The 25,286-nt window shown below is 70.9% G+C and carries 19 protein-coding genes; 11 read left to right on the top strand and 8 right to left on the bottom strand.

Annotated features, from left to right (window positions below):
- Positions 1–14: 14 nt before the first annotated feature.
- A complete protein-coding gene (locus ACZ67Q_RS17210; protein ID WP_471182426.1) occupies positions 15–923 on the bottom strand; it encodes an ABC transporter permease subunit in 909 nt (302 codons plus the stop codon).
- On the bottom strand, positions 913–1,893 hold the full coding sequence (locus ACZ67Q_RS17205) for an ABC transporter ATP-binding protein (RefSeq protein ID WP_471182714.1): 981 nt from the start codon (positions 1,891–1,893) through the stop codon (positions 913–915). The genes ACZ67Q_RS17210 and ACZ67Q_RS17205 overlap by 11 nt, the downstream gene beginning before the upstream one ends.
- 352 nt (positions 1,894–2,245) lie before the next feature.
- On the opposite strand from ACZ67Q_RS17205, the gene ACZ67Q_RS17200 reads away from it, so the two are divergent.
- The 5 genes from ACZ67Q_RS17200 (at position 2,246) to ACZ67Q_RS17180 (ending at position 7,575) form a co-directional block, all read left to right on the top strand.
- Positions 2,246–3,088, top strand: a complete 843-nt coding sequence (locus tag ACZ67Q_RS17200) for a M24 family metallopeptidase (protein WP_471182424.1) — start codon at positions 2,246–2,248, stop codon at positions 3,086–3,088.
- 5 nt (positions 3,089–3,093) lie between these two features.
- Positions 3,094–4,842 carry an SDR family oxidoreductase gene (locus tag ACZ67Q_RS17195; protein ID WP_471182422.1) on the top strand — a complete coding sequence of 583 codons (1,749 nt, stop codon included), beginning with the start codon at positions 3,094–3,096 and terminating at the stop codon, positions 4,840–4,842.
- Positions 4,843–5,006: 164 nt separating this feature from the next.
- Positions 5,007–5,570: an RNA 2'-phosphotransferase gene (locus ACZ67Q_RS17190; protein WP_471182420.1), complete on the top strand. Its 564-nt coding sequence runs from the start codon at positions 5,007–5,009 to the stop codon at positions 5,568–5,570.
- Positions 5,571–5,639: 69 nt separating this feature from the next.
- Complete coding sequence (locus tag ACZ67Q_RS17185) at positions 5,640–6,551, top strand: LLM class flavin-dependent oxidoreductase (protein ID WP_471182418.1); 912 nt, start codon at positions 5,640–5,642, stop codon at positions 6,549–6,551.
- Positions 6,552–6,687: 136 nt separating this feature from the next.
- On the top strand, positions 6,688–7,575 hold the full coding sequence (locus ACZ67Q_RS17180; RefSeq protein ID WP_471182415.1) for a Cof-type HAD-IIB family hydrolase: 888 nt from the start codon (positions 6,688–6,690) through the stop codon (positions 7,573–7,575).
- Between the two features lie 184 nt (positions 7,576–7,759).
- Here ACZ67Q_RS17180 and ACZ67Q_RS17175 read toward each other — a convergent pair whose 3' ends face one another.
- From ACZ67Q_RS17175 to ACZ67Q_RS17160, 4 genes are all read right to left on the bottom strand, one after another.
- Positions 7,760–8,815, bottom strand: a complete 1,056-nt coding sequence (locus ACZ67Q_RS17175) for a M23 family metallopeptidase (protein ID WP_471182413.1) — start codon at positions 8,813–8,815, stop codon at positions 7,760–7,762.
- A gap of 153 nt (positions 8,816–8,968) precedes the next feature.
- Entirely contained in the window at positions 8,969–12,472 is a 3,504-nt protein-coding gene (cydD, locus tag ACZ67Q_RS17170) for a thiol reductant ABC exporter subunit CydD (protein ID WP_471182411.1), read from the bottom strand.
- Between the two features lie 12 nt (positions 12,473–12,484).
- A complete protein-coding gene (gene cydB, locus ACZ67Q_RS17165) occupies positions 12,485–13,489 on the bottom strand; it encodes a cytochrome d ubiquinol oxidase subunit II (RefSeq protein ID WP_471182409.1) in 1,005 nt (334 codons plus the stop codon).
- 20 nt (positions 13,490–13,509) lie between these two features.
- Entirely contained in the window at positions 13,510–15,018 is a 1,509-nt protein-coding gene (locus ACZ67Q_RS17160; protein WP_471182407.1) for a cytochrome ubiquinol oxidase subunit I, read from the bottom strand.
- A 210-nt stretch (positions 15,019–15,228) separates the two neighbouring features.
- On the opposite strand from ACZ67Q_RS17160, the gene ACZ67Q_RS17155 reads away from it, so the two are divergent.
- Entirely contained in the window at positions 15,229–15,624 is a 396-nt protein-coding gene (locus tag ACZ67Q_RS17155) for a cyclophilin-like fold protein (RefSeq protein ID WP_471182404.1), read from the top strand.
- A gap of 139 nt (positions 15,625–15,763) precedes the next feature.
- Here the strand turns inward: ACZ67Q_RS17155 and hisC are convergent, their stop codons facing one another.
- Positions 15,764–16,843 (bottom strand): histidinol-phosphate transaminase, encoded by a 1,080-nt coding sequence (gene hisC / locus ACZ67Q_RS17150; RefSeq protein WP_361630358.1) that lies wholly within the window; start codon positions 16,841–16,843, stop codon positions 15,764–15,766.
- A gap of 468 nt (positions 16,844–17,311) precedes the next feature.
- Here hisC and ACZ67Q_RS17145 point away from each other — a divergent pair, with 468 nt between their 5' ends.
- From ACZ67Q_RS17145 to ACZ67Q_RS17130, 4 genes are all read left to right on the top strand, one after another.
- Positions 17,312–18,427 (top strand): LacI family DNA-binding transcriptional regulator, encoded by a 1,116-nt coding sequence (locus tag ACZ67Q_RS17145; RefSeq protein ID WP_361630355.1) that lies wholly within the window; start codon positions 17,312–17,314, stop codon positions 18,425–18,427.
- Between the two features lie 388 nt (positions 18,428–18,815).
- A complete protein-coding gene (locus tag ACZ67Q_RS17140; protein ID WP_471182401.1) occupies positions 18,816–19,922 on the top strand; it encodes a metallophosphoesterase in 1,107 nt (368 codons plus the stop codon).
- 217 nt (positions 19,923–20,139) lie between these two features.
- Positions 20,140–21,009, top strand: coding sequence for a hypothetical protein (locus tag ACZ67Q_RS17135; protein ID WP_471182399.1), 870 nt, complete (start codon positions 20,140–20,142; stop codon positions 21,007–21,009).
- A 234-nt stretch (positions 21,010–21,243) separates the two neighbouring features.
- Positions 21,244–21,408 carry a hypothetical protein gene (locus ACZ67Q_RS17130; RefSeq protein WP_471182397.1) on the top strand — a complete coding sequence of 55 codons (165 nt, stop codon included), beginning with the start codon at positions 21,244–21,246 and terminating at the stop codon, positions 21,406–21,408.
- Positions 21,409–21,576: 168 nt separating this feature from the next.
- Here the strand turns inward: ACZ67Q_RS17130 and thiC are convergent, their stop codons facing one another.
- A complete protein-coding gene (gene thiC, locus ACZ67Q_RS17125; protein WP_471182394.1) occupies positions 21,577–23,361 on the bottom strand; it encodes a phosphomethylpyrimidine synthase ThiC in 1,785 nt (594 codons plus the stop codon).
- A 241-nt stretch (positions 23,362–23,602) separates the two neighbouring features.
- On the opposite strand from thiC, the gene ACZ67Q_RS17120 reads away from it, so the two are divergent.
- Positions 23,603–25,141, top strand: coding sequence for a YibE/F family protein (locus ACZ67Q_RS17120; RefSeq protein WP_471182391.1), 1,539 nt, complete (start codon positions 23,603–23,605; stop codon positions 25,139–25,141).
- Positions 25,142–25,286: the final 145 nt, after the last annotated feature.

Genomic DNA, 25,286 nt, shown 5'->3' with positions numbered 1-25,286 from the left:
CGACGGGTGGGCAGTCACAGTCCCACCTTCTTGTAGCGGCGGTTCAGCAGCCCGTAGCTCGCGGCGATCAGGCCGAGGGTGACGAGGAGGTAGATCGCCCCCTGGGCGTGGGAGGGTCCCTCGCCGCCGGGGAAGGCGGACGAGGCGCCGAGGAACGCCGACTGCACACCGTCGATCAGCGTCGTCGGCGAGAACAGGCCCAGCCAGGCGATCGCTCCGGTGCTGTTCTGCGCGTAGGCGATGCCCTGGACGACGGAGACGGCGCCGTAGGAGATGGTCAGGACGGCGATCACGGCGGCGATGCCGAAGCCGCGGCGCGGTGTGACGGAGGCGATGACCAGGCCGATCCCGGCGAAGAGCAGCGACAGCAGCGCCACGGAGACGAGTCCTTGTCCGAATCCCTCGGTCTGGTCGGCGAAGTCCAGCTTGGCGAGCAGCGCGCCGACGTAGAGCACGAGCAGCGGGGTGGCCGTGAGCAGGAACAGCGCCGAGGCGAGCGCGGCGAACTTCGCGCGCACGTAGTCGGCGGTCTCGATGGGCCGTGAGAAGTACAGCGGGACGGTCTTGAAGCGCAGGTCGCGCGAGACCGACTGGGGTGCCTGCGAGGCGACGTACAGGCTGATGACGGCCTGCATGATGATCGCGTAGCGGGTGTAGTCGACGGGCAGGTCCTTGGCCTTGGTGGCGACGGCGACCGCGACCATGATGGCGGCCGGCACGCACATCACCACGAACAGCAGCATCGGCAGCACCTTGGACTTGGCCGACCGGCCGAGGCCGTAGGCACCGCGCAGGGACTGTGTGTACAGCGAGCGGCGGGCGTAGGCGCGGCCGAGGCGCGGGCCGTCGTAGTTGCGGTAGCCGATGTCGTGGATGCGGGACTGGTCCCGGGGGGACGGCGCGAGGGGGTGCTCAACGGCCATGGCTCACGGCCTCCTTCCGGCGGTCGTCGCCGCGGCTGTCGTCGCCATGGGTGAAGACCTCCGAGATGTGGTGCCGGCGCTGCTCCATGCGCACCAGGCCGAGGCCGAGGTCGGCGACCACGTCCCGGATCAGGTCGTAGGTCTCCTCGCCCTGCGCGGTCAGCAGCAGGGTGTGGCCGGCGCCGGGCAGGCCGCTTCCGTCGTCGTGGGTGGTCACTCCGCGCGCGTGCAGCGCCTCGCGGACCGCGTGGGTGCCGTCGGGGTGCTCGTCGCTGTCGGTGACCTCGATCGCGAGGGTGGTCGTGGTCTGCGTGAAGTCGGTGGTGGAGCTGGAGCGCAGGAGCTTGCCGCCGTCGACGACGACGACGTGGTCGCAGGTGCGCTCCAACTCGCCCAGCAGGTGGGAGGTGACCAGGACGGAGATCCCGAAGTCGGTGTGCACGCGACGGATCAGGCCGAGCATCTCGTCGCGGCCGACCGGGTCGAGACCGTTGGTCGGCTCGTCGAGGAAGACCAGCTGCGGGTCGTGGACCAGGGCCTGGGCGAGCTTCACGCGCTGCTTCATGCCCGTGGAGTAGCCGCCGATGGGGCGGTAGCGCTCCTCGTACAGGCCGACGTGACGCAGGGTGTCCGCGGTGCGCTCGCGGGCCGCGGTGGGCGGCAGGCCGGACATGCGGGCCATGTGCACGACGAACTCGGTGGCCGAGACGTCGGGTGGCAGGCAGTCGTGCTCCGGCATGTAGCCCACGCGTTCGCGGATGGCGGCGCCCTTGGTGGCGACGTCGAGGCCGAGCACCTCGGCTCGGCCCTCGCTCGCAGGGGACAGACCCAGCAGGATCTTGATCAGGGTGGACTTGCCGGCGCCGTTGGCTCCGACGAGTCCGGTCACACCGGGTCCGATGTCCACGGACAGCCGGTCGAGCGCGGTCACCCTCGGGAACCGCTTGCTCAGGCTTTCGGTCGCGATCACAGTCACGCCGTGAACACTAGTGACGCAGGCCACGGAAATCGTCAGACCGCAGAGCCGTCCTGGTATCAGACTCCAGTCGTACGGGCCCGTAGGGGATGTGGTGCCTGAGAGCTACGGCCGCCCCTCCACCCCTGTGACCCGACACCCTGGCGCCTGGCTCTCCACACCTGTGGCCGGACACCTGGCGTACGGCCCCTCACCCCTGTGGCGGGAGGCCCGCCGCCCGCCCGGACACAGGGTCGGCCATCCCTCGACTCCCACCTATTGACTCCACGTCTAACAAGTGCCAGATTCGCTCAGGTCAAGTTACGGACACGTACCGCAGTCGAAGAGGACCGCTGGAGGCGTTGGGATGACGATCGCAGTGACCCGCGAGATCTCCGCTGAGCTGCGAGGTTTCCAGCGGGTGCAGCGCCTGGCCTACGAATGCGCCGAGGCGGTGGCGGCCCGGTTGCAACCGGGAGTGACCGAGCGCGAGGCGGCGCGGATGCAGCGCGAGTGGCTCCGGGACCGCGGGGTGCGCGACTGGTTCCACATGCCGTTCGCCTGGTTCGGTGACCGCACAGCGTTCGTGAACTTCCGTGTGCCGCTGCAGTTCTTCCCCACCGACCGGCACCTGGAGCCCGGGATGCCGTTCATCCTGGACATGGCCCCGGTGTACGAGGGGTACACCGCGGACATCGGCTACTCGGGCTCGCTCGGGCTGAACCCGGTGCAGAACAAGCTGATGGCGGACCTGGAGGCGCACCGCGAGCTGATCCTGCGCGAGGTGCGCGAGCGGCGGTCGCTGCGCGAGATCTACGAGGACGTGGACCGGCTCATGGTCCGCCAGGGATACGCCAACCGGCACCGCGCCTACCCCTTCGGCGTGATCGCGCACAAGGTGGACCGGGTGCGCGAACGCCGTTTCGCCCCGCGCCTGTTCGGGTTCGGCACGCAGTCCCTGAAGGGACTGCTCTCCGACGCGGTGCACGGTCACCGTGAGGGCTGGTCGCCGCTGTGGTCGCCGTACCGCTTCTCCGACCATCCGCCGCAGCCGGGCCTGTGGGCGGTCGAACCCCACCTGGGCTTTCGGGGTACGGGCGCGAAGTTCGAGGAGATCCTGGTCGTGACCGACTCGAGGGATCCCGCGGAGAGTGCCTTCTGGCTGGACGACGATCTGCCGCACGTGCGGCGCTGGGCGGAGGACAAGTGACGGTCATGGATGCTCGTGAGCGCCGGGTACGCGCCGGCGACGTGGAACTGTGCGTGGCCGAACTGGGTGATCCCGACCGGCCGACGGTGATCCTCGTGCACGGCTATCCGGACAGCAAGGAGGTCTGGTCCGAGGTGGCCGTCCGGCTCGCCGACCGCTTTCACGTCGTGCTGTACGACGTGCGCGGCCACGGCGGGTCCACCGCGCCGAAGCCGTTGCGCGGCGGTTTCACGCTGGAGAAGCTCACCGACGACTTCCTGGCGGTCGCCGACGCGGTCAGCCCCGGCCGGCCGGTGCACCTGGTGGGGCACGACTGGGGCTCGGTCCAGTCGTGGGAGTTCGTCACGGTCAAGCGCACCGAGGGGCGCATCGCCTCCTTCACCTCCATGTCCGGTCCGTCCCTGGACCACTTCGGCCACTGGATCAACAAGCGGCTCAGGCGCCCCACGCCCCGCCGGGCCGGTCAGCTCCTCGGACAGGGTGCCAAGTCCTGGTACGTCTACCTGCTGCACACGCCGAAGGTGCCCGAACTGGCCTGGCGCGGTCCGCTCGGCAAGGCCTGGCCCGGCATCCTGCGGCGCGTCGAGCGCACGCCCGACGGCGACTACCCCACCGCGTCGCTGCCCGCCGACGCGGCGCACGGCGCCTGGCTGTACCGCGACAACGTCCGCGCCCGGCTGCGCAGGCCACGCAAGGACGCGTACGCGCACGCGCCCGTGCAGCTCATCACGCCGGTGCAGGACGCGTTCCTGTCCGAGCGGCTCTACGACGATCTGGAGCTGTGGGTCCCGCAACTGACGCGCCGCACGCTGTCGGCCAAGCACTGGGTGCCGCGGACACGGCCCGACCAACTGTCCGCGTGGATCACCGAGTTCGTCACCTCCGTCGAGGACGGCCGGCGGCAGGTACAGGCCACCGGCCGCCACGCCGACCGCTTCGGCGGACAGCTCGTCCTCGTCACCGGAGCGGGCAGCGGTATCGGCCGGGCCACGGCGTTCGCGTTCGCCGAGGCCGGCGCGCGCGTGATCGCCGTCGACCGGGACGCCGAAGCGGCCGCGCGGACCGCCGAGATGTCGCGGCTGGTGGGCGCACCGGACGCCTGGGCGGAGGCAGTTGACGTCTCCGACGAGCAGGCGATGGAGAAGCTCGCGCAGAAGGTCGCCGTCGAGTACGGCGTCGTCGACGTGCTCGTGAACAACGCCGGAATCGGGCTGTCCGGTAGCTTCTTCGACACCACACCGGACGACTGGCGCAAGGTCCTCGACGTCAACTTGTGGGGCGTCATTCATGGTTGCCGTCTCTTCGGGCGGCAGATGGCCGAGCGCGGCCAGGGCGGTCACATCGTCAATGTCGCGTCCGCGGCCGCGTACCAGCCCTCCCGGGCACTGTCCGCGTACAGCACCTCCAAGGCGGCCGTGCTGATGCTCAGCGAGTGCCTGAGGGCCGAACTCGCCGAGCGGGCCGTCGGGGTGAGCGCGATCTGCCCGGGCTTCGTCAATACCAGCATCACGTCCACAGCTCGCTTCGCCGGTGTGGACGCGGAGGAGGAACGGCGACGGCAGAAGCGCACGGCGCGGCTGTACGGCGCTCGAAACTACCCGCCCGAGAAGGTTGCTGACGCTGTGTTGGACGCAGTGGTGCGCAACTCCGCCGTGGTGCCGGTGACCCCGGAGGCTCGCCTGTTCCACGCCATGTCACGTTTCACGCCGCGCGCGTTGAGGGCGCTGGCGCGAGTCGAGCCGCCGGCGTCATGACAACCTCACCTTGTTCTCATGGAGTTGGCCAACAGCCGCTCCGGCAGGTGCGGTTGTCCACAGAATGGCCAAGTTGCCTGTGGATAACCGCACTTGCTTGTGGATCAAACCCGTGCACGAAAAAAAATGTGCGTGATTCAGCTCTCTCGCGTCATGATGACGACATGAACAAAAACGACACGGACGACAGACGCGTCGTGCGGGTCTCGAAGTACCTGTCCAAGCATCTGAGGCACCGGCCGGACCGCATCGGCGTGGTGCTGGACGAGGGTGGCTGGGTCGAGATCGATGCGCTCCTCGCCGCGGCGGGCCGCCACGGCTTCCCGATCACCCGGGAGGAGCTGGAACACGTCGTCGCCGTCAACGACAAGCAGCGCTTCGCGATCGAGGGCGGCCGGATCCGCGCCAGCCAGGGCCACAGCGTCGACGTGGAGCTGGGCCTGCCGCCGGCCACCCCGCCGCCGTACCTCTACCACGGCACCGTCGCGCGTCATCTGGACGCGATCCGCGCCGAGGGGCTGCGGCCGATGAACCGCCATGACGTGCATCTCTCGGCCGACCGGGAGACCGCCGACCGCGTGGGCGCGCGCCGCGGCAGGCCCGTCGTGCTGTCGGTCGACGCCGGCGCCATGCACCGCGACGGCCATGTCTTCCACGTCAGCGCCAACGGGGTGTGGCTGACGCGGGCCGTACCGCCCCGCTACCTGCGCTTTCCCGAGGGGCACTGACATCCGTCGGCGCCTGCCACCATTGATCGTTTCACGTGAAACAGGGGTGTGCCCCTACCCTCGGGGGTTATGAGTCTGCGCCTGAGCACCGTGATCCTCCCCCACCGTCGCTGGCACGAAGGCGGCCGTTCGGCCTGGACGCGGGCGGAGGAGCTCGGCTTCCACACCGCGTACACCTACGACCACCTGTCCTGGCGCAGCTTCCGGGACGGCCCGTGGTTCGGTGCCGTCCCGACCCTGACGGCGGCCGCGTCGGTCACCGACCGGCTGCGCCTGGGGACGCTGGTGACCTCGCCGAACTTCCGGCACCCGGTGACCCTCGCCAAGGAACTGATCTCCCTGGACGACATCTCCGGTGGCCGGGTCACCCTGGGCATCGGCGCGGGCGGCAACGGCTTCGACGCCACCACACTGCTGCAGGAGGGCCAGGAGCCGTGGACGCCGCGGGAGCGAGCCGACCGGTTCGCCGAGTTCGTGCCACTCCTGGACCGGCTTCTCACCGAGGACGCGGTCACGTACGACGGGACCTTCTACTCGGCGCATGAGGCGCGCAACATCCCCGGCTGTGTGCAGCGGCCCCGGCTGCCCTTCGCGGTCGCCGCGACCGGACCGCGCGGGCTGAAGCTCGCCGCCCGTCACGGACAAGCCTGGGTGACCACCGGCGACCCGAAGCTGTACGAGAACGGCACCCCCGAGCAGTCGGTGCAGGCCCTGGGTGCCCAGATGCAGAAGCTGTCCGAGGCCTGCGCCGCCATCGGGCGGGACGTGGCCGGGATGGACAAGGTCCTGCTGACCGGTTTCACCCCGGACCGCAGCCGCCCGCTGGAGTCGCTGGACGCCTTCGTGGACTTCGCCGGCCGCCACCGGGAGCTGGGGTTCACCGAGATCGTCATCCACTGGCCGATCCCCGACTCGGTCTTCGCGGCGGACGAGAAGGTCTTCGAGGACATCGCCATGGAGGCGCTCGCACAGCTGGGATGACGCGGCGGCGGGCTTCCGCCGGGGCTGGGGAAGCCGCCAGGGTCGGTAGGGCCAGGGGGCCCGGCATGGGGCCCGGCATGGGGGAAACCCTCAGATGCCCTCAGATGTGCACAGTGCCGCACGGTCGTGCAGGCATATGCGGGACAATGGCCCGGTGACCTCAGCGACCCGACAGCCCGAGACCCCGGCCTCCGCTCTCCCGCCGCGGTTGATCGCCACCGACCTCGACGGCACCCTGCTGCGCGACGACAAGTCGGTGTCGCCGCGCACAGTCGCGGCCCTCGCCGCCGCCGAGGAGGCGGGAATCGAGGTCTTCTTCGTCACCGGCCGCCCGGCCCGCTGGATGGACGTGGTCAGCGACCACGTCCACGGTCACGGGCTGGCGATCTGCGGCAACGGCGCCGCCGTGGTCGACCTGCACGGCGGCCCCGGCGCCCACCGCTTCGTGAAGGTGCGCGAGCTGGCCCGGGAGAACGCGCTGGACGCCGTTCGGCTGCTGCGGGACGCGGCGCCGGGCACCGTGTACGCCATCGAGCAGACCTACGGCTTCAACCAGGAGCCGGACTACCCGAAGCTGCACATGGAGATCCCCGACCTCCTGCTGACCGCCGAGGAACTGCTCGGGCCGAACGGTCCGCTGCCCGACGAGCCGGTGCTCAAGATCCTCGCCTATCACCCCTCGATCGAGCCGGACGCCTTCCTCACTCTGGCCCGGCTGGCGATCGGTGAACGTGCCAACGTCACCCGGTCCAGCCCCAGCGCCCTGCTGGAGATCAGCGGTCCGGACGTCTCCAAGGCCAGCACCCTCGCCCTGTGCTGCGCCGAGCGCGGCATCTCGCACGAGGAGGTCGTCGCCTTCGGGGACATGCCCAACGACGTCGAGATGCTGACCTGGGCAGGTCGGTCCTACGCCATGGGCAACGCCCACCCGGACGTGATCGCCGCGGCCTCGGGACGGACGGTCGCCAACAACGACGACGGCGTGGCCGTGGTGATCGAGCGGCTGCTGGCCGAGCACGGCTGAGCTCGTCGACCCGGCCGTAACGGGCGAACACCGGCCGCGAGGGCCGCACGCCCGGCCAGGACGCAGACCGGCTGTGAGGTGCGGTGCCTTTCAGCCGGTGCCGGCCACCCCCGGCCAGGACGCAGACCGACTGTGAGGTGCGGTGCCTTTCAGCCGGTGCCGGCCACCCCCGGCCCCGTCGGTGTCAGCCGACCGGCACGCCGCGTTCCGCAAGCCAGGGCACCGGATCGAGCGCCGACCCCATTTCGGGCGTGATGCGCACCTCGAAGTGCAGATGCGGGCCGGTGGAGTTGCCGGACGTGCCGGACTGGCCGATCCACTCTCCCGCCAGCACCTGCTGCCCCGCGTCGACGCCGACGGCGGCCAGATGGCCGTACTGCGTGTAGTAGCCACCCGGGTGCTCGAGCACGATCTCGATGCCGAAGGCGCCGCCGCAGGACACCCGCACCACCCGCCCCGCGCCCACCGCCCGCACCGGCGTGCCGATCGGCACGGCGAAGTCCTGGCCGGTGTGCCGGTGCGCCCAGTGCGAACCGTCGCTGCCGAAACCCGCGGACAGCCGGTACGTCTCCACCGGCGCGACCCACGCGCGTGTGCCGTCGAGCGGCGGCTGTGGGAGGCGGACGGCACCGCGGCAGCTGCCCGCCGCGACGGACGCGTCGGCCTGTCCCTGCAGCCGGGTCCGGGCGTCCTCCAGTTTCGCCTCGATGCCCTTCTTCAGTTCGGCGAGTGCGGCGCTGCGCTGCTCCAGCGCCTGCCAGGTGGCGGCCGCCCTGGCCTCGTCGGCGCTCAGTCGGGCCTCGGCCCGCCGGTTCCGGTCGATCGCGCGGGTCACGGTCCCCTGGACCCGGGCGAAGGCGTGCTGTCCGCGCAACGCCTCCTCGGGACGGTCGGTCAGGAGGAGCCGCGCGGTCATCGGCAGCCCGCCGCCGGTGCGGTACTGGGCCCGCGCAATGCGGCCCAGGTCCTTGTGCAGCACCCCCAGCTGCTGCCGCTGCCGCTCCAGCAGTGCTTCTGCGCGCAGGGCCCGCAGGCGCTGGGCACCGGCCTCCCGGCGGCCCTGCTCGTACCGCTGGGTCGCCGCGGCCGCATCCTGATAGAGCCGCGCGACCTCGGCGCTGACACCGGCAGCGGCGTCGTCGCCGGGATCGCCGCCGTCCGGCGCGGGGGCGGCCGCGAGCACCGCCAGCGTGCTGAGCAGGACCGTGACGAGCAGCGGGCGACGGCGAAGTGAGCGCATGCCGGCGATCGTCGCGCGGCACGGGCCACGCAGCCCTGTCCGTGTCGTACGACTGGGGGAGCGGTGTGCTGCGGACGGGTGCGAACCGGGGTCTGTCGGCGTGTCGGGTGGCGGGCCCGTGCCGGGGCACCGTCCGGACCTGCCCCGGTGTCGTCAGTGGGCTGCCACCAGCAGCTCCGCCTCCGCCTCCCGGGCGGCCATCCGCCGCAGCGGCCCCTCCTCGGCGGCCAGTCGCGCATAGGTGCCGCGCTGCACTACACGGCCCTGATCGAGCACGATCACCTCGTCGACGGCCTCGAGACCGGCGAGCCGGTGCGTGACGAGCAGTGTCGTACGGCCCTCGGTGGCGGCCAGCAGGTCGGCGGTGAGGGCATCGGCGGTCGGCAGGTCCAGGTGCTCGGCGGGCTCGTCCAGGACGAGGACGGGGAAGTCGGCGAGCAGGACACGGGCCAGGGCCAGGCGCTGCCGCTGCCCGCCGGACAGCCGGGCGCCGTGCTCACCGATCAGCGTGTCGAGACCGTCGGGCAGGCTGTCCGCCCAGGTGAGCAGCCGGGCCAGGGCCAGCGCGCCCCGCAGGTCGGCCTCGGAGGCGTCCTTCCTCGCCAGCAGGAGGTTCTCGCGCACCGAGCTGTCGAAGAGGTGCGCGTCCTGGGCGCAGAGCCCGACGAAGCGGCGTACGTCGTCGCCGTCGAGGGCACGGGCGTCCGCACCGGCCAGGGTGTACGACCCGGCCGCAGGGTCCAGGAAGCGCAGCAGGACCTGCGCGAGGGTGGTCTTGCCGGACCCGGACGGGCCGACCACGGCGATCCGGCGTCCGGGAGACAGGGTGAGGTCGATTCCGGTGAGCGCGTCGCGGTCCTGGCCCGGGTAGCGGGCGGTCAGGCCCTTCACGACGACCGGGAACGGGGTGGCGGGGGCCGCGAGCGGACGCTCCGGCTCCTCGACCGGCGCGGGGGAGTCCAGTACGTCGTAGACGCGCTCGGCGCTCTGGCGCACCCGCTGCCGGTACTGCACGGCGAGCGGCAGGGACGTCACGGCCTCGAACGCGGCCAGCGGCGTCAGCACGACGACGGCCATCGCGACGCCGCTGAGCCGTCCGGCGGCGACCGCCTGGGCGCCGACCAGGGCGGAGGCGGCGACGGTCAGCCCGGACAGCAGCGCGGCGAGCCCGTCCCCGAGCGCGGTGGCACCGGCGGCGCGGGCGGCGATCCTGGTGAGCGACCGGTCGGCGCGGGCGGCCTCGGCGGTACGGGCCGGCAGGGCACCGGCGACGGTGAGTTCAGCGGTGCCGGTGAGCACGTCGGTGACCCGGGTGGCCAGCTCCCCGCGGGCGGGCGCGAGCCGGCGTTCGGCGTGGCGGGCGACGGCGCCGGTGAGCGCCGGAACGCCCACGCCGGCCGTGAGGAGACCGAGGGCGAGGACCGCGCCGGCCTCGGGCAGCAGCCAGGCGGTGAAGCCGACCGCGGCGGCCGACACGAGCGCGGCGGCCCCGGCGGGCAACAGCCAGCGCAGCCAGTAGTCCTGCAACGCGTCCACGTCACCGACGAGCCGGGCCAGCAGATCGCCCCGGCGCCGGGCGCGCAGTCCGGCGGGCGCCAGCCGCTCCAGGCGCCGGTAGACCGCGACCCGGGTGTCCGCGAGCATCCGCAGCACCGCGTCGTGCGACACCAGCCGCTCCCCGTAGCGGAACACCGCGCGGCCGATGCCGAAGGCGCGGGTCGCCGTCACGGCCACCATCAGATACAGCACGGGCGGCTGCTGCGAGGCCCGGGAGATCAGCCAGCCCGAGGTGGCCATGAGGCCGACGGCACTGCACAGCGCGAGACCGGCGAGCAGCAGCGCCAGCAGCAGCCGTCCGCGCCGGGCCCCGGACATCGCGCGGACGCGGGCGAGCACGCTCCCCCGACCGGCCCGCTGCTCTGCTGCCGGGTCGGTGGGGTGCGCCTCGGCAACCGCGTGCGGGGCGCCCTCCCCGCTTGCCGTGCTCGCGGCCGGTTCCGCGGCGGCCTCGGGCCGCACCGTACGATCCGTGTCCTCCAGCCTGACGACTCGGTCCGCGACCTTGAGCAGCGCCGGCCGGTGGACGACCAGCAGCACCGTGCGGCCCACGGCGAGGCGGCGTACGGCCGCGACGACCTCCGCCTCGGTCCGGCCGTCGAGGGCGGCCGTCGGCTCGTCCAGCAGCAGCACCGGCCGGTCGGCGAGGAAGGCGCGGGCCAGCGCGAGTCGCTGCCGCTGTCCGGCGGACAGCCCGGCCCCGTCCTCGCCCAGCAGGGTGCCGAGCCCATGGGGCAGCGCGTCCACGAAGTCCAGCGCCCCGGCGTCGGCAAGGGCCTGCCGTACGGCGGTGTCGTCGGCGTCGGGTCGGGCCAGGCGGACGTTGTCGGCGACCGTGCCGGCGAACAGCTGCGGCCGCTGCGGCACCCAGGCGATCTTCGACCGCCACTGCTCCAGATCGAGGTCGGCGAGGTCGGCTCCCCCGATCCGCACTCGCCCCCCGGTCGGTCGTACGAAGCCCAGCGCGACGTTGAGCAGCGTCGACTTGCCCGCTCCGCTCGGGCCGACCAGAGCGACCGTCTCCCCCGGTGCGACGGCGAAGGACATGTCCGTCACCGCGTCCGCGGAACGGCCGGGGTGGCGCACGGAGACGCCGTCGAAGGCGATGCCTCCGTCCGGCACGGCCCGCGTGCCCGACTCGGGCAGCGCAGTCTCCAGAACGGCGAAGATCTCCTCCGCCGCCGCCAGTCCCTCGGCGGCCGCGTGGTACTGGGCGCCCACCTGCCGCAGGGGCAGATACGCCTCAGGCGCGAGGACGAGGACGACCAGGCCGTCGTAGAGCGTCATCTCGCCGTGGACGAGCCGCATGCCGATCGTGACGGCGACCAGCGCCACGGACAGCGTCGACAGCAGTTCCAGGGCGAAGGAGGACAGGAAGGCGATCCGCAAGGTGCGCATGGTCGCCTGGCGGTACTCGCCGGTGATCCGCCGGATCGAGTCGGCCTGCGCCTTGGCCCGCCCGAACACCTTCAGCGTGGGCAGCCCGGCGACGACGTCGAGGAAGTGCCCGGACAGCCGGGACAGCAGCCGCCACTGCCGGTCCATCCGGGACTGGGTCGCCCAGCCGATCAGCATCATGAAGACGGGGATGAGCGGCAGGGTGGCGACGATGATGGCCGCCGACACCCAGTCCTCGGTGACGATCCGCGCCAGCACGGCCACGGGCACCGCCACCGCAAGTCCCAGCTGCGGCAGATAGCGCGAGAAGTAGTCGTCCAGCGCATCGATTCCGCGCGTGGCGAGCGTGACCAGCGATCCGGTCCGCTGGCCGCTCAGCCAGCCCGGCCCGAGCCGTGCGGCCCGCTCCAGCAGTCGGCCCCGCAGCTCCGACTTCACCGCAGCGCTCGCCCGGTGGGCGGCGAGTTCGGTGAGCCAGGAGACCAGGGCGCGGCCGCCGGCGACGGCCACCAACAGCAGCAGGGGCGTGCGCAGCGCCGATGCCGGCAGGCCGTGCTGGAACGCGCCGACGACCACCTCGGTGATGAGCATCGCCTGGGCGATGACCAGCACCGCCCCCAGGGCGCCCAGGACGACCACCGCCAGCAGGAAGCGGCGAGTGGCCCGGGCGTACCGGAGCAGACGCGGATCGATTGGTTTCACGTGAAACACACCTCAGTGCGCGGGTTCGGCGATGTGCTGGGTGCCGATCCGCTTGCGGAAGACCCAGTAGGTCCAGGCCTGGTAGAGCAGCACGACCGGCGTGGCGATCGCGGCGCACCAGGTCATGATCTTCAGGGTGTAGGGGCTCGACGAGGCGTTGGTGACCGTCAGGCTCCACTCCGGGTTCAGCGTGGACGGCATGACGTTCGGGAACAGCGTCAGGAACAGCATGGCCACTGCGGCCACGATGGTCACCCCGGAGAGGGCGAACGACCAGCCTTCCCGTCCTGCCTGATTGGCCACCAGGGCCGCGACCAGCGCCGCCACGGCGATCGCCAGGGCGATCAGGCTCTTGCCGTCACCGCTGTCGGCCTGCGTCCAGCCCAGGAAGGCCACCGCGAGGACGGCGGTGACCAGACCGACCTTGAGGGCCAGCTTCCGGGCGCGTTCCCGGATCTCGCCCACGGTCTTCAGCGCCGTGAACACCGCCCCGTGGAAGGTGAACAGGGTCAGCGTCACCAGGCCGCCGAGCAGGGCGTACGGGTTGAGCAGGTCACCGACCGTCCCGGCGTACTCCAGATTCTTGTCGATCTTCACGCCGTGGACGATGTTGCCGAAGGCCACGCCCCACAGGAACGCCGGGATGAGAGAGCTCCAGAAGATCGCCGTCTCCCAGTTGCGCTGCCAGGTCTCCTCGGGTCGCTTCGCGCGGTACTCGAAGGCGACACCGCGGACGATCAGGCAGACCAGGATGACCAGCAGTGGCAGGTAGAAACCGGAGAACAGGGTGGCGTACCACTCGGGGAAGGCGGCGAAGGTCGCTCCGCCCGCCGAGAGCAGCCACACCTCGTTGCCGTCCCAGACGGGGCCGATGGTGTTGATCAGCACCCGCTTCTCCACGCGGTTGCGGGCCAGCAGCTTGGTGAGGACGCCTACCCCGAAGTCGAAGCCCTCCAGGAAGAAGTAGCCGGTCCACAGGACGGCGATCAGGACGAACCAGACGTCGTGCAGTTCCATGTCTGTGCAGCTCCCTCGGCCTAGTACGAGAAGGCCATCGGCTTGTCGGCGTCCCTGGAGTCGCCGCCGATCTTGGTGGGCGGGTTCAGGTCGTCCTGCGTCAGCTCCGGCGGGCCGGCCTTGACGTACTTGACGAGCAGCTTCACCTCGATGACGGCGAGGATCGCGTACAGGGCACCGAAGACGGACATCGAGGTGATGACCTCGCCCTGGGAGACACCGGGGGAGACCGCGTCACGGGTCTGCAGGACGCCGTAGACGACCCACGGCTGGCGGCCCATCTCGGTGAAGATCCAGCCCCAGGAGTTGGCGATCAGCGGGAAGGCCAGGGTCCAGACCGCGATGCGCCAGAACCAGGTGGTGAGCTTCGGGCTGAGCGCCTTCTCCTTGAACAGGACCAGGTGCGGCACCTCGTCGTCACCGACCCGGAGATGCTGCGGCAGCAGGAACTTCTTGCGGGTCAGCCACAGGCCGGCGATGCCGAGGGCGAAGGACGCCATGCCGAAGCCGATCATCCAGCGGAAGCCCCAGAAGGTGACCGGGATGTTGGGCCGGTAGTCGCCGGGCCCGAACTTCTGCTGCTCGGCCTTGTTGACGTCGTTGATCCCGGGGACGTACGAGGTGAAGTCGTCGTTGGCCAGGAAGGACAGCAGGCCGGGGATCTCGATGGCCACGCTGTTGTGGCCCTTCTCCACGTCGCCGTAGGCGAACACGGAGAACGGGGCCGGCTTCTGCCCGTCCCACAGGGCCTCGGCGGCGGCCATCTTCATCGGCTGCTGCTTGAACATGACCTTGCCCAACGTGTCACCGCTGACCGCGGTGAGCAGGCCCGCGATCACCACGGTGATCAGGCCGAGCCGCAGCGAGGTCTTCATCTCGCGGATGTGCTTCTTGCGGGCCAGGTGGTACGCGGCGATGCCGACCATGAAGGCACCGCCGGTCAGGAAGGCCGCGGAGAGGGTGTGGAAGGCCTGGCTGAGCGCGGTGTTCTGGGTCAGCACGGCCCAGAAGTCCGTCAGCTCGGCGCGGCCCTTCGCCTTGTTGATCCGGTAGCCGACCGGGTGCTGCATCCAGGAGTTCGCGGCGAGGATGAAGTACGCCGACAGGATCGTGCCGATCGACACCATCCAGATGCAGGCCAGGTGGATCTTCTTGGGCAGCTTGTCCCAGCCGAAGATCCACAGGCCGATGAAGGTCGACTCGAAGAAGAAGGCGATCAAGGCCTCGAAGGCGAGGGGGGCGCCGAAGATGTCGCCGACGAAGCGGGAGTAGTCCGACCAGTTCATGCCGAACTGGAACTCCTGCACGATGCCGGTGACGACACCCATCGCGATGTTGATCAGGAAGAGCTTGCCCCAGAACTTGGTGGCCCTGAGGTACTTCTCCTTCTCCGTGCGCACCCAGGCGGTCTGCAACCCGGCCGTGAGCGCGGCGAGAGAGATCGTCAGCGGGACGAACAGGAAGTGGTAGACGGTGGTGATGCCGAACTGCCAGCGCGCCAGGGTCTCCGGCGCCAAAGCCAGGTCCACGTCGTCAGTCTCCTTACCTCGCCGTGGTACGGCAGCCGTTTGCCCCTGTTTGTCACAGACAACGCGGGAGCAACGGGACACGCTTGTGAATGCATTCACATTCACAAGCCATTATGACGCACCGATTTTCAGCTTTCGAAGGGGGGTCCCCCCTTGACCGCCGCGGCAGACTCTTGGCAGCGAGTTCAACATTGTGTTGAATTGCGCGCCATGCAGACGCACAGCAGCACGACTCAGATCCGGATCTCCTGGCCAGCGGGACACCTCACCGCGACCCTCGACGACACCGCCACCACGCAGGCCCTCGCCAAAGCCCTGCCCCTCGCCTCCGTCGCCCGCACCTGGGGCGAGGAGGTCTACTTCGACACCGGGGTCTCGGTTTCACGTGAAACCACGGCCCAGCAGGTCGTCGAGCCGGGCACCGTGGCCTTCTGGACGGACGGCGACGCGCTCGCCCTCCCCTACGGGCCGACGCCGATCTCGCGGGGCGACGAATGCCGCCTGGCCAGCCCGTGCAATGTGCTGGGGCGCCTGGACGGGGACGCCCGCGCCCTGGCCACGGTGCGCGACGGCGACCCCATCCGCGTGGAACTGATCGAGGGCTGACCCAGCCTCTCGGCGGACCCAGCCCTCGACCCGACACCGGACAGCTCACTCGAGCCGCGGCCGCACCCGCGGCGCCACCCGTGTTCTGCCCGACGGAGCCTTCGACTCCTGCGCTCGAAGCTCTTCGACTCCCGGAGCCCTAGAGCTCCTTGCGGAAGTTCTCCGCCACCTTCACGAAGATGTCGTTGGCCTCGGCCTCCCCGACCGTGACCCGCACCCCTTCGCCCGCGAAGGGCCGGACGACCACGCCGGCCTGCTCACACGCCTCCGCGAAGGCGAGCGTGCGCTCGCCCAGCCGCAGCCACACGAAGTTGGCCTGGGTCTCGGGCACCGTCCAGCCCTGCGCCCGCAGCGCGTCGACCACCCGTGTGCGCTCGCACACCAGCGAGCCGACCCGGCCGAGCAGCTCGTCCTCCGCCTGCAGCGAGGCGATCGCCGCGTCCTGGGCCAGCTGGCTCACGCCGAACGGCACCGCCGTCTTGCGCAGCGCCGCCGCGACCGGCTCATGGGCGATCGCGAACCCGACCCGCAGCCCCGCGAGGCCGTACGCCTTGGAGAACGTGCGCAGCACGCAGACGTTCGGCCGCTCCCGGTAGATCTCCACTCCGTCGGGCACCTCGGGGTCGCGGATGAACTCGCGGTACGCCTCGTCCAGCACCACGAGCACGTCGCTGGGCACCCGGTCCAGGAAGCGCTCCAGTTCGGCCCGCCGCACCACGGTGCCGGTGGGGTTGTTCGGGTTGCAGACGAAAATCAGCCGGGTCCGGTCGGTGATCGCGTCTGCCATGGCGTCCAGGTCATGGACGTCGCCCTCGGTCAGCGGCACCTGCACCGAGCGCGCGCCGCTGATCTGCGTGATGATCGGGTACGCCTCGAAGGAGCGCCAGGCGTAGATCACCTCGTCGCCGGGGCCGGAGGTCGCCTGGATCAGCTGCTGGGCCACGCCGACCGAGCCGGTGCCGGTCGCCACGTGGGAGAGCGGGACCCCGAAGCGCTCGGACAGCTCGTTCATCAGGCCCGTGCAGGCCATGTCCGGGTAGCGGTTGAAGTGGTGGGCAGCGGCGGTGACGCGCTCCATCACGCCGGGCAGCGGCGGATAGGGGTTCTCGTTGGAGGACAGCTTGTAGGCCACCGGGCCGTCCGCCGCGGCGGGCTTGCCCGGCTTGTAGGTGGGAATCCCCTCCAGCTCGGCGCGCAGCTTCGGGCTCGTCTCGCTCACCGCAGTCCTCCTCGCGACCACCGGCGGCCCGTCACCGCCGCCGGCTTCCAATACTGCTCACCTTATGAGGATTGGGCCGCGCTGCGTACCGGTCTGCAGGACCTCATGCGCCACACGTCCGGGCAGCGGCACCCCGCCGGTCCCGGGGGCATCACGGGCATCGTCGTACGAAGACGCACGAAGGGTCGGGCCGGGCGTACGCGGCGGGGGGCGCGCCGTACATATATCTATGCGCCGGTAGCTCGCGCCGTGGCGCGCATCCCTCGTCAAGGTGAGTTGAGACCTCTTCGAAACATCAGGTGCTTGGCAGGCCTATCCGCGCCGACGCATCATGTCCTGCGGGGAAAACGGTTAACTTCCTTGTTTTCGCAGGCACTTGGCGGCATCTCGCCATGCAGAAACGTGCCTGTCAACGCGTGCATATGCGTCCGCCCTACCCCGCGTCATGAGCCCTACTATCACCTCGCCATGACAGCAGCAGGGAAGCACCAGGTGAGCCGCGCGGAAACCTCACGCCGAGGCAGCCGGCCGGGCCGGGCGGGTATCAGAGACGTGGCCGCCGCCGCCGGAGTCTCCATCACAACCGTCTCCGACGCCCTGAACGGCAAGGGCCGGCTCCCGGACGCGACCCGGCGCCACGTCCGCGAGGTCGCCGACCGGCTGGGCTACCGCCCCTCCGCCGCCGCCCGCACCCTCCGTACCGGCAAGTCGGGCCTCATCGGCCTGACCGTGACGACGTACGGGGATGAACCTTTCACCTTCACCGAGTTCGCGTACTTCGCCGAGATGGCCCGCGCCGCCACCTCCGCCGCGCTCGCCCGGGGCTACGCGCTCGTCATCCTGCCCGCGACCTCCCGCCACGACGTGTGGTCCAACGTCGCACTGGACGGCACCGTCGTCATCGACCCCTCCGACGAGGACCCCGTCGTCACGGAACTGGTCCGTCAGGGTTTACCGGTGGTCTCCGACGGCCGCCCCGTCGGGTCCCTGCCCGTCACCGCCTGGGTCGACAACGACCACGAGGCCGCCGTCATGAACATCCTCGACCATCTCGCCGACGCCGGCGCCCGCCGCATCGGCCTGCTGACGGGGACCACGACCGACACGTACACCCACCTGTCGACCACCGCCTACCTGCGCTGGTGCGAGCGCGTCGGCCAGGACCCGGTCTACGAGGCCTACCCGGCGCACGACCCGTGCGCGGGCGCCGTCGCCGCAGACCGGCTCCTCGCCCGGCCCGACCGCCCCGACGCCGTCTACGGACTGTTCGACCCCAACGGCACCGACCTGCTCGCCGCCGCCCGCCGCTACGGGCTGCGCGTGCCCGAGGACCTGCTGCTGGTGTGCTGCAGCGAGTCCACCGTGTACGCCAGCACCGAGCCGCCCATCACCACCCTCTCGCTCAAGCCCCGCCGAATCGGCACGGCCGTGGTGCAGCTGCTCATCGACGCCATCGAAGGTGTGGAGTCGGACCAGCCGGTCGAGCAGGTGATACCGACCGAGCTGATCATCCGGACGTCCTCCCAGCGCCGCCCGCAGCGCACGACGGTCAGCCCGCCGCGCACTCCGGAGGGGGACGGGTAGCCGCGGGTGACCCGCCGTTGCGCGCCCAACCAGGGGGCGGATGGTCCCTCGGCGTGCGCGCTGGAGAGGGACGGGCGGCCCGCCGTGCTCCGGAAGGGGTCGGGCGGCCCGCCGTGCTCCGGAAGGGCATCGGTGGTCCGCCGCGTGCACCGGCCGGGGGGGCGAAGGGGCGGCGAGGCGGGTGTGCCGCCCCCGCAGCGTCGTGGAGGGCAAGGCGCCAGGTGGGGAAAGCCCTTCCCAAACGGGGCGAAAGCCGCGGTGAACAGGAGTCTTGTTCCGATTCACCACCCCTGGGTCATCACACGGCGCGATCCGCATTCCTATGATGGGCCCACGACACCGCGGGCCGCTGCGACCAGGCAGTCCGAAGCGGTGCAGATGCGGCGCGATGGTGGAGGGGTCGATGACTCAGGGGGCCGGTCAGGGACCCGAGGTGGAGCGGACGGCGACGTTGCGCGACTTCCGCGTGCCCGCGTACGTCCATGAGACCGGTCCGTTCGGCCACAGCGCCCACCCCGGCGAGGCCGTCCCGCCCGTCGAGGACCCGTTGCAGGTGCCCGAGGGTTACACGCCCACCGAGCGCGATCTGCCCGTCATCAACCGCGGTGACACCGTGCAGGTGACCGTCGACCCGGTGGCCGCGCCGGCCCCGTCCGCGACGCAGCCCGGCGCCGGCCCCGGTCCCCTCTTCGTCGTCGGCGACGTGCACGGTTATCTGGACGAGCTGATCGCCGCCCTGCAGGAGAAGGGGCTGATCGACGCGGCGGGCCAGTGGTGCGCCGGCACCGCCCGGCTGTGGTTCCTCGGCGACTTCACCGACCGCGGGCCCGACGGCATCGGCGTCATCGACCTGGTCATGCGGCTGTCCGCGGAGGCCGCGGCGGCCGGCGGCTACTGCAAGGCCCTCATGGGCAACCACGAGCTGCTGCTGCTCGGCGCCAAGCGGTTCGGCGACACGCCCGTCAACTCCGGCGCGGGCACCGCCACCTTCCAGGCGGCCTGGCTGCTCAACGGCGGCCAGAAGACCGACATGGACCGCCTGCAGGACCACCACCTGCAGTGGATGGCGCGCCTGGACGCGGTGGAGGAGGTCGACGGCTATCTGCTCGTGCACTCCGACACCACCGCCTACCTCGACTACGGCGACTCGATCGAGGCCGTCAACGACACCGTCCGCGAGACGCTGACCCGCAACGACGCCGACGAGTGCTGGGATCTGTTCCGCAAGTTCACCAAGCGCTTCTCCTTCCGCGACGAAGGCGGCGCCGACGCCGTGCGCTCGCTGCTCGATACGTACGGCGGCACCCGCATCGTTCACGGCCACAGCCCGATTCCGTACCTGCTGGGCGAGGTCGGCTCCGAGGACGGCGAGGACAGTGCCGGCCCGCTCGTCGAAGGCCCGCACGTCTACGCCGACGGGCTCGCCATCGCGATGGACGGCGGAGTGACGATGGCAGGGAAACTGCTGGTCCAGGAACTCCCACTGGGCGGCTGAGCGTTCCCGCGCGCCGCCCCGCCACGCATTCTCCCCCGTCGACCGACGGACGGCCCGGATCGGCTCAACACGCCGGGCCCATCGGCAATTTGTGGAAACCCCCTGTCACCGCGAGCCGTCGCCGCTCTACCATCGGCTTATCCGTAGCAGGCTCCCCTCCGTTTCTGCCCGACGGCTCGTCGTCATGCGAGCCCCAAGCCCTACGGAGCATCGGGGGATGCACATGAACAGCGTTCCGCAGCACCTGCTGAGCGAGGACCGTCAGGACTACGAACGGATCCTCGATGAGGCGCTGCGCTCCGCAGCCCACCGTCCCGAACTGTCCGCCGCCGGCCAACGACTCACCCTCGAACAGCTGCGCGCCATGGCGCTCAGCGCCACCTCCCTCATCGCCGCATCCGCCGCCACCGAGTACCAGCACTACGTCAAGGTCCGCGAGGAGCTGCGACAGCCGGCCCCGGCCGCCGCCCCGACGACCGAGCTGCACTCCGCGTCAGCCGACCCCGCCGACGCCCCGATGGGGCTCGCCGCCACCATGGGCGAGATGGCCGAGAGCACCGGCGCGGGCGCCGTCGCCGTGGTCGCCGTCCTCGCCCCCGTCCTTTCCGGCACCGCCGCCGCGATATTCCTGCTGGTGGGTTACGTCCTGAAGATGCTCGACCCCGAGCCGGCCTTCGCCCGGACCATGCTGACCGCCGGATGGGTGTTCGGCGCCCTGACCGCGGCCGCGATCCTCGTCGCCACCGTGGGGCTGCTGCTCACCGCCCTGCGCAACCGCCCCTCACTCGAGTCCCGCGCCCACGGTGAACCCCCGGAGGAGCTGACCCAGGCCCGCGACGCCTGGCACGAAGCCCTGCTGGAACGCGGCATCGTGCCGTTCCTGCGCGACGCCCTGACCGAGCCCGGTACGACCCCGGCGTACCCCGTGTCCCCGTCGGTGCCGTCCAGCCGCATCCCGCGCCTGGGCTACGACCGGCCGGGATTCACCAGCCCCGACGACGGACCCGCCGCCGGCCCGCGCCCCAGCTTCACAAGCCCCGACTTCAGCAGCCCCGATTTCGGCGGCCCGGAGCACCAGCCGGAGTGAGCGGATCGCGCACGCCGTCACGCACACCACCGGGGGCCGGGCCGAGGACCGGCACCGGCCGACGCCCGCGCGGGCCGGCGTCACCGACGCCGAGCTGGCCGAAGTCGTCGGCCGCATCGCGCTGAACACGCTGCCCAACTGCTCCTCGCTCAGTCCGACCTGGACTTCGCGGAGGTGGCCGCGTGAACCGGGCATGGCGCAGCGGCTCGATGGCGCAGCGGCTCGGTGGCGCTCGTGAGCGGCCACACCCTCCTCGACGCCGGCAGGCGTGCCGTGGGCAGCGCCGAGAACGCCGAGTTCGCGCTCGAGGGCGGCTTCGTCCCCATGAGGGTCCCCGGAGAGCCCACAACCCAGGTGGTCTCCGCCCCGGCCGTACGACTGCTCACCTACGGCTCCTGACAGCACGTCGCACGACGACGCTGAGCCGGATGAGCGGTACTCCGTGCATGCAGGGCACGGAGTACCGCCCGCGGTCCGCATCAGCGCGGGCCGGTGCGGGTCAGTGCGCGTCAGCCCGGGTGAGTCCGGGCGTCCGCGTCAGTCCGCGTCAGTCCGCGTCAGTCCGCGTCAGTCCGCGATCGGCAGATACACGCGGTTGCCCGCCGCCGCGAACTCCCGCGACTTCTCCGCCATCCCGGCCTCGATCTCGGCCTTGCTGCCGCCGTGCTCACGGCGGATGTCCTGCGAGATCTTCATCGAACAGAACTTCGGCCCGCACATCGAGCAGAAGTGGGCCGTCTTGGCCGGTTCCGCCGGCAGGGTCTCGTCGTGGAACTCCCGCGCGGTGTCCGGGTCCAGGGCGAGGTTGAACTGGTCCTCCCACCGGAACTCGAACCGGGCGTCGGACAGCGCGTCGTCCCACTCCTGCGCACCCGGGTGCCCCTTGGCGAGATCGGCCGCGTGGGCGGCGATCTTGTAGGTGATGACACCGGTCTTGACGTCGTCCCGGTTGGGCAGGCCCAGGTGCTCCTTGGGCGTGACGTAGCAGAGCATCGCCGTGCCCCACCAGGCGATCATCGCGGCGCCGATGCCGGAGGTGATGTGGTCGTACGCCGGCGCGACGTCGGTGGTCAGCGGGCCGAGCGTATAGAACGGAGCTTCATCGCAGATCTCCTGCTGAAGGTCGATGTTCTCCTTGATCTTGTGCATCGGGACGTGACCCGGGCCCTCGATCATGGTCTGTACGTTGAAACGCTTGGCGATCGTGTTGAGTTCCCCGAGCGTGCGGAGCTCTGCGAACTGCGCCTCGTCGTTGGCGTCCGCGATGGAGCCGGGCCGGAGGCCGTCACCGAGCGAGTACGTCACGTCGTACGCGGCGAGGATCTCGCAGAGCTCCTCGAAGTTCTCGTACAGGAACGATTCCTTGTGGTGCGCCAGGCACCACGCGGCCATGATCGAACCGCCGCGCGAGACAATGCCCGTCTTGCGGTTGGCGGTGAGCGGCACGTACGCCAGCCGCACGCCCGCGTGGACCGTCATGTAGTCCACGCCCTGCTCGGCCTGCTCGATGACCGTGTCCTTGTAGATCTCCCAGGTCAGCTCCTCGGCCCTGCCGTCGACCTTCTCCAGCGCCTGGTAGAGCGGCACCGTGCCGATGGGAACGGGGGAGTTGCGCAGTACCCACTCGCGGGTCGTGTGGATGTTGCGTCCCGTGGACAGGTCCATGACCGTGTCGGCGCCCCAGCGGGTCGCCCAGGTCATCTTCTCGACCTCCTCCTCGATGGAGGAAGTCACCGCGGAGTTGCCGATGTTGGCGTTGACCTTCACCAGGAACCGCTTGCCGATGATCATCGGCTCGATCTCCGGGTGGTTGACGTTGGCCGGCAGCACGGCCCGGCCCGCCGCGATCTCCTCGCGGACCACCTCGGGCGAGACGTTCTCCCTAAGCGCCACGAACTCCATCTCGGGCGTGATCTCGCCCCGGCGGGCGTACGCGAGCTGCGTGACCGCCTGGCCGTCACGGCCGCGACGGGGCTGGCGCGGACGTCCGGGGAAGACCGCGTCGAGGTTGCGCAGGCCGCCGCGGGGCGAGGTGTGCTTGATCCCGTCGTCCTCGGGACGGACGGGGCGGCCCGCGTACTCCTCGGTGTCGCCGCGGCCGATGATCCAGTTCTCCCGCAGGGGCGACAGGCCCCTGCGGACGTCGGTGTCGACGAGCGGATCGGTATACGGGCCGGACGTGTCGTACAGCGTGACCGCCTTCCCGTTGGTGAGGTGCACCTGACGGACCGGCACCCGCAGGTCGGGGCGCGAACCCTCGACGTATGCCTTGTGCCAGCCGATGGACTTCCCGGCCTCCTGAGCCGACTCGCTCTGAACGGAGGCAGGCGTGCGTGCGTCCTTGTTGGTCATGAGACCTACTCCCTACGCCGGCATTACCCGGTAACAGGTTCGGCGGTCGACGCAGCGGTCACCGTCTGCCGACATTTCGTGTGGAACACCACATGTTCCACGTGAAACATCGCGAAGACGGAGGTCAGCGCCCTCTCAGCCCGGTGCTCCGAGCTCCCGCGTGTGCAAAGGTGCCTCCACGCTAGCGTCAATTCAGGCGCGATGAACAGGGGGCCCCTCTCGTTCTTGCGATGATCGGGCGGTGACCACCACACACCAGCCCCCGTATCCGCCGCCCGAGCCGTCACGCGGCCAGGGCCCGACCGGCCACGGCCGGGGCGCCGAGGACGGACATGAGCACGGGCACGCGCCGGGGGCCGGGCACGGGCATCGGCACGCGTCCGGTGGGGGGCACGGGCATGGTTCCGCGCACGCTGCGGGAAGCGGGCACAGTGCCGCGCATTCCGCGGGAGGCGGGCACGGGCACTCGCACAGTCACGGGCCCGCCGCTCCCGTCTCCCGGCATCTGCGCAAGGTCATCGCGGCGATCCTCATCCCGTTCGCCGTGGCGGTGGTCGTCGGTCTCGGGGTGCTGTGGCCCGGCGGCGCCCCCTCCCACCAGCGCACCGGTGTCGGCTTCGACCGGCAGACCCAGCAGGCCACGGTCACCCAGGTGGTCGAGGTGAGCTGCAAGTCCGTCAACGCCTCCGGTGGCACCCCGACCGGTGAGACGTCCACCGCGCAGGGGTCCGCGGCCCAGCAACAGGCCAGCGGCGCCTGCAAGAAGGCCACTGTCCGGGTCGACTCGGGCAAGGACACGGGCCGGACGTTCACCGAGATCGTGCAGCCCGACCAGACGCGGCAGCTGCACCAGGGCGAGAAGGTCGTGGTCGCCTACGAGCCCTCGGCACCGAAGGACCTGCAGTACTCCGTCACGGACGTCGACCGGCGCTTCCCGATGGCCCTGCTGGCCGGCATCTTCGCGCTCGCCGTCATCGTCGTGGGGCGGATGCGCGGGGTGATGGCGCTCGTCGCGCTCGCCATCAGCTTCCTGGTGCTGAACTTCTTCATCCTGCCGGCGGTTCTGCAGGGCGAGAACCCGTTGGTCGTCGCCGTCGTGGGCTCCAGCGCGATCATGCTCATCGCCCTGTACCTGTGCCACGGACTGTCGGCCCGGACGTCCGTGGCGGTGCTCGGCACCCTGATCTCCCTGCTGCTGATCGGCGTCCTCGGTTCGCTGTTCATCGGCTGGGCCGCGCTGACGGGCAACACGGACGACAGCACCGGCCTGATCCATGGCCTGTACCCGTCCATCGACATGAGCGGTCTGCTGCTCGCCGGCGTCATCATCGGATCCCTCGGCGTGCTCGACGACGTGACGGTCACCCAGACCTCCGCCGTCTGGGAGCTGCACGAGGCCAACCCGTCGATGGGCTGGCGCGGGCTGTACCGGGCCGGCATCCGGATCGGTCGCGACCACATCGCGTCCGTCGTCAACACCCTTGTCCTCGCCTACGCCGGTGCCGCGTTGCCCTTGTTGCTGCTCTTCTCCATCGCGCAGAGCAGCGTGGGCACGGTCGCCAACAGCGAACTGGTCGCGGAGGAGATCGTGCGCACGCTGGTGGGATCGATCGGCCTGGTCGCCTCGGTGCCGGTCACCACGGCGCTCGCGGCCCTGGTGGTGGCCGCCGACCGTCAGGGGCCGGCGGCGACCGGCCAGAGCGCCGGCGGTGAGACCGGCACCGGCTCGATCCCGGTGCCCGCGGGCCGCGGCGGCCGGGGACGACGGCGCAAGCGCTGAAACGCCGGGCGCCGGGCGCCGGGCGCCGGCGTAGCCATACCCGCGACCGCGTAGCGCTGCTGTCGACGACGTCGCCGTACCGACGGCCGACGGCGTCGCCGTACCGACGGCCGACGCCACCGACTTGCAGAACCGTTCCTGCAGA

It is taken from the genome of Streptomyces sp. NPDC036813, from assembly GCF_055609245.1.
Note: the sequence above shows the minus strand (reverse complement) of the source record. Positions and strands in the feature narration are given on the sequence as shown.

What these genes read in the sequence shown, in the direction of transcription:
- ACZ67Q_RS17210 (WP_471182426.1), bottom strand. Translation starts at nt 923, where the DNA reads ATGGCCGTTGAGCACCCCCTCGCGCCGTCCCCCCGGGACCAGTCCCGC.
- ACZ67Q_RS17180 (WP_471182415.1), top strand. Translation starts at nt 6,688, where the DNA reads ATGCGGGACAATGGCCCGGTGACCTCAGCGACCCGACAGCCCGAGACC.
- ACZ67Q_RS17195 (WP_471182422.1), top strand. Translation starts at nt 3,094, where the DNA reads ATGGATGCTCGTGAGCGCCGGGTACGCGCCGGCGACGTGGAACTGTGC.
- thiC (WP_471182394.1), bottom strand. Translation starts at nt 23,361, where the DNA reads ATGACCAACAAGGACGCACGCACGCCTGCCTCCGTTCAGAGCGAGTCG.
- ACZ67Q_RS17145 (WP_361630355.1), top strand. Translation starts at nt 17,312, where the DNA reads ATGACAGCAGCAGGGAAGCACCAGGTGAGCCGCGCGGAAACCTCACGC.
- ACZ67Q_RS17175 (WP_471182413.1), bottom strand. Translation starts at nt 8,815, where the DNA reads ATGCGCTCACTTCGCCGTCGCCCGCTGCTCGTCACGGTCCTGCTCAGC.
- ACZ67Q_RS17140 (WP_471182401.1), top strand. Translation starts at nt 18,816, where the DNA reads ATGGTGGAGGGGTCGATGACTCAGGGGGCCGGTCAGGGACCCGAGGTG.
- ACZ67Q_RS17200 (WP_471182424.1), top strand. Translation starts at nt 2,246, where the DNA reads ATGACGATCGCAGTGACCCGCGAGATCTCCGCTGAGCTGCGAGGTTTC.
- cydB (WP_471182409.1), bottom strand. Translation starts at nt 13,489, where the DNA reads ATGGAACTGCACGACGTCTGGTTCGTCCTGATCGCCGTCCTGTGGACC.
- ACZ67Q_RS17155 (WP_471182404.1), top strand. Translation starts at nt 15,229, where the DNA reads ATGCAGACGCACAGCAGCACGACTCAGATCCGGATCTCCTGGCCAGCG.
- ACZ67Q_RS17135 (WP_471182399.1), top strand. Translation starts at nt 20,140, where the DNA reads ATGCACATGAACAGCGTTCCGCAGCACCTGCTGAGCGAGGACCGTCAG.
- ACZ67Q_RS17185 (WP_471182418.1), top strand. Translation starts at nt 5,640, where the DNA reads ATGAGTCTGCGCCTGAGCACCGTGATCCTCCCCCACCGTCGCTGGCAC.
- ACZ67Q_RS17190 (WP_471182420.1), top strand. Translation starts at nt 5,007, where the DNA reads ATGAACAAAAACGACACGGACGACAGACGCGTCGTGCGGGTCTCGAAG.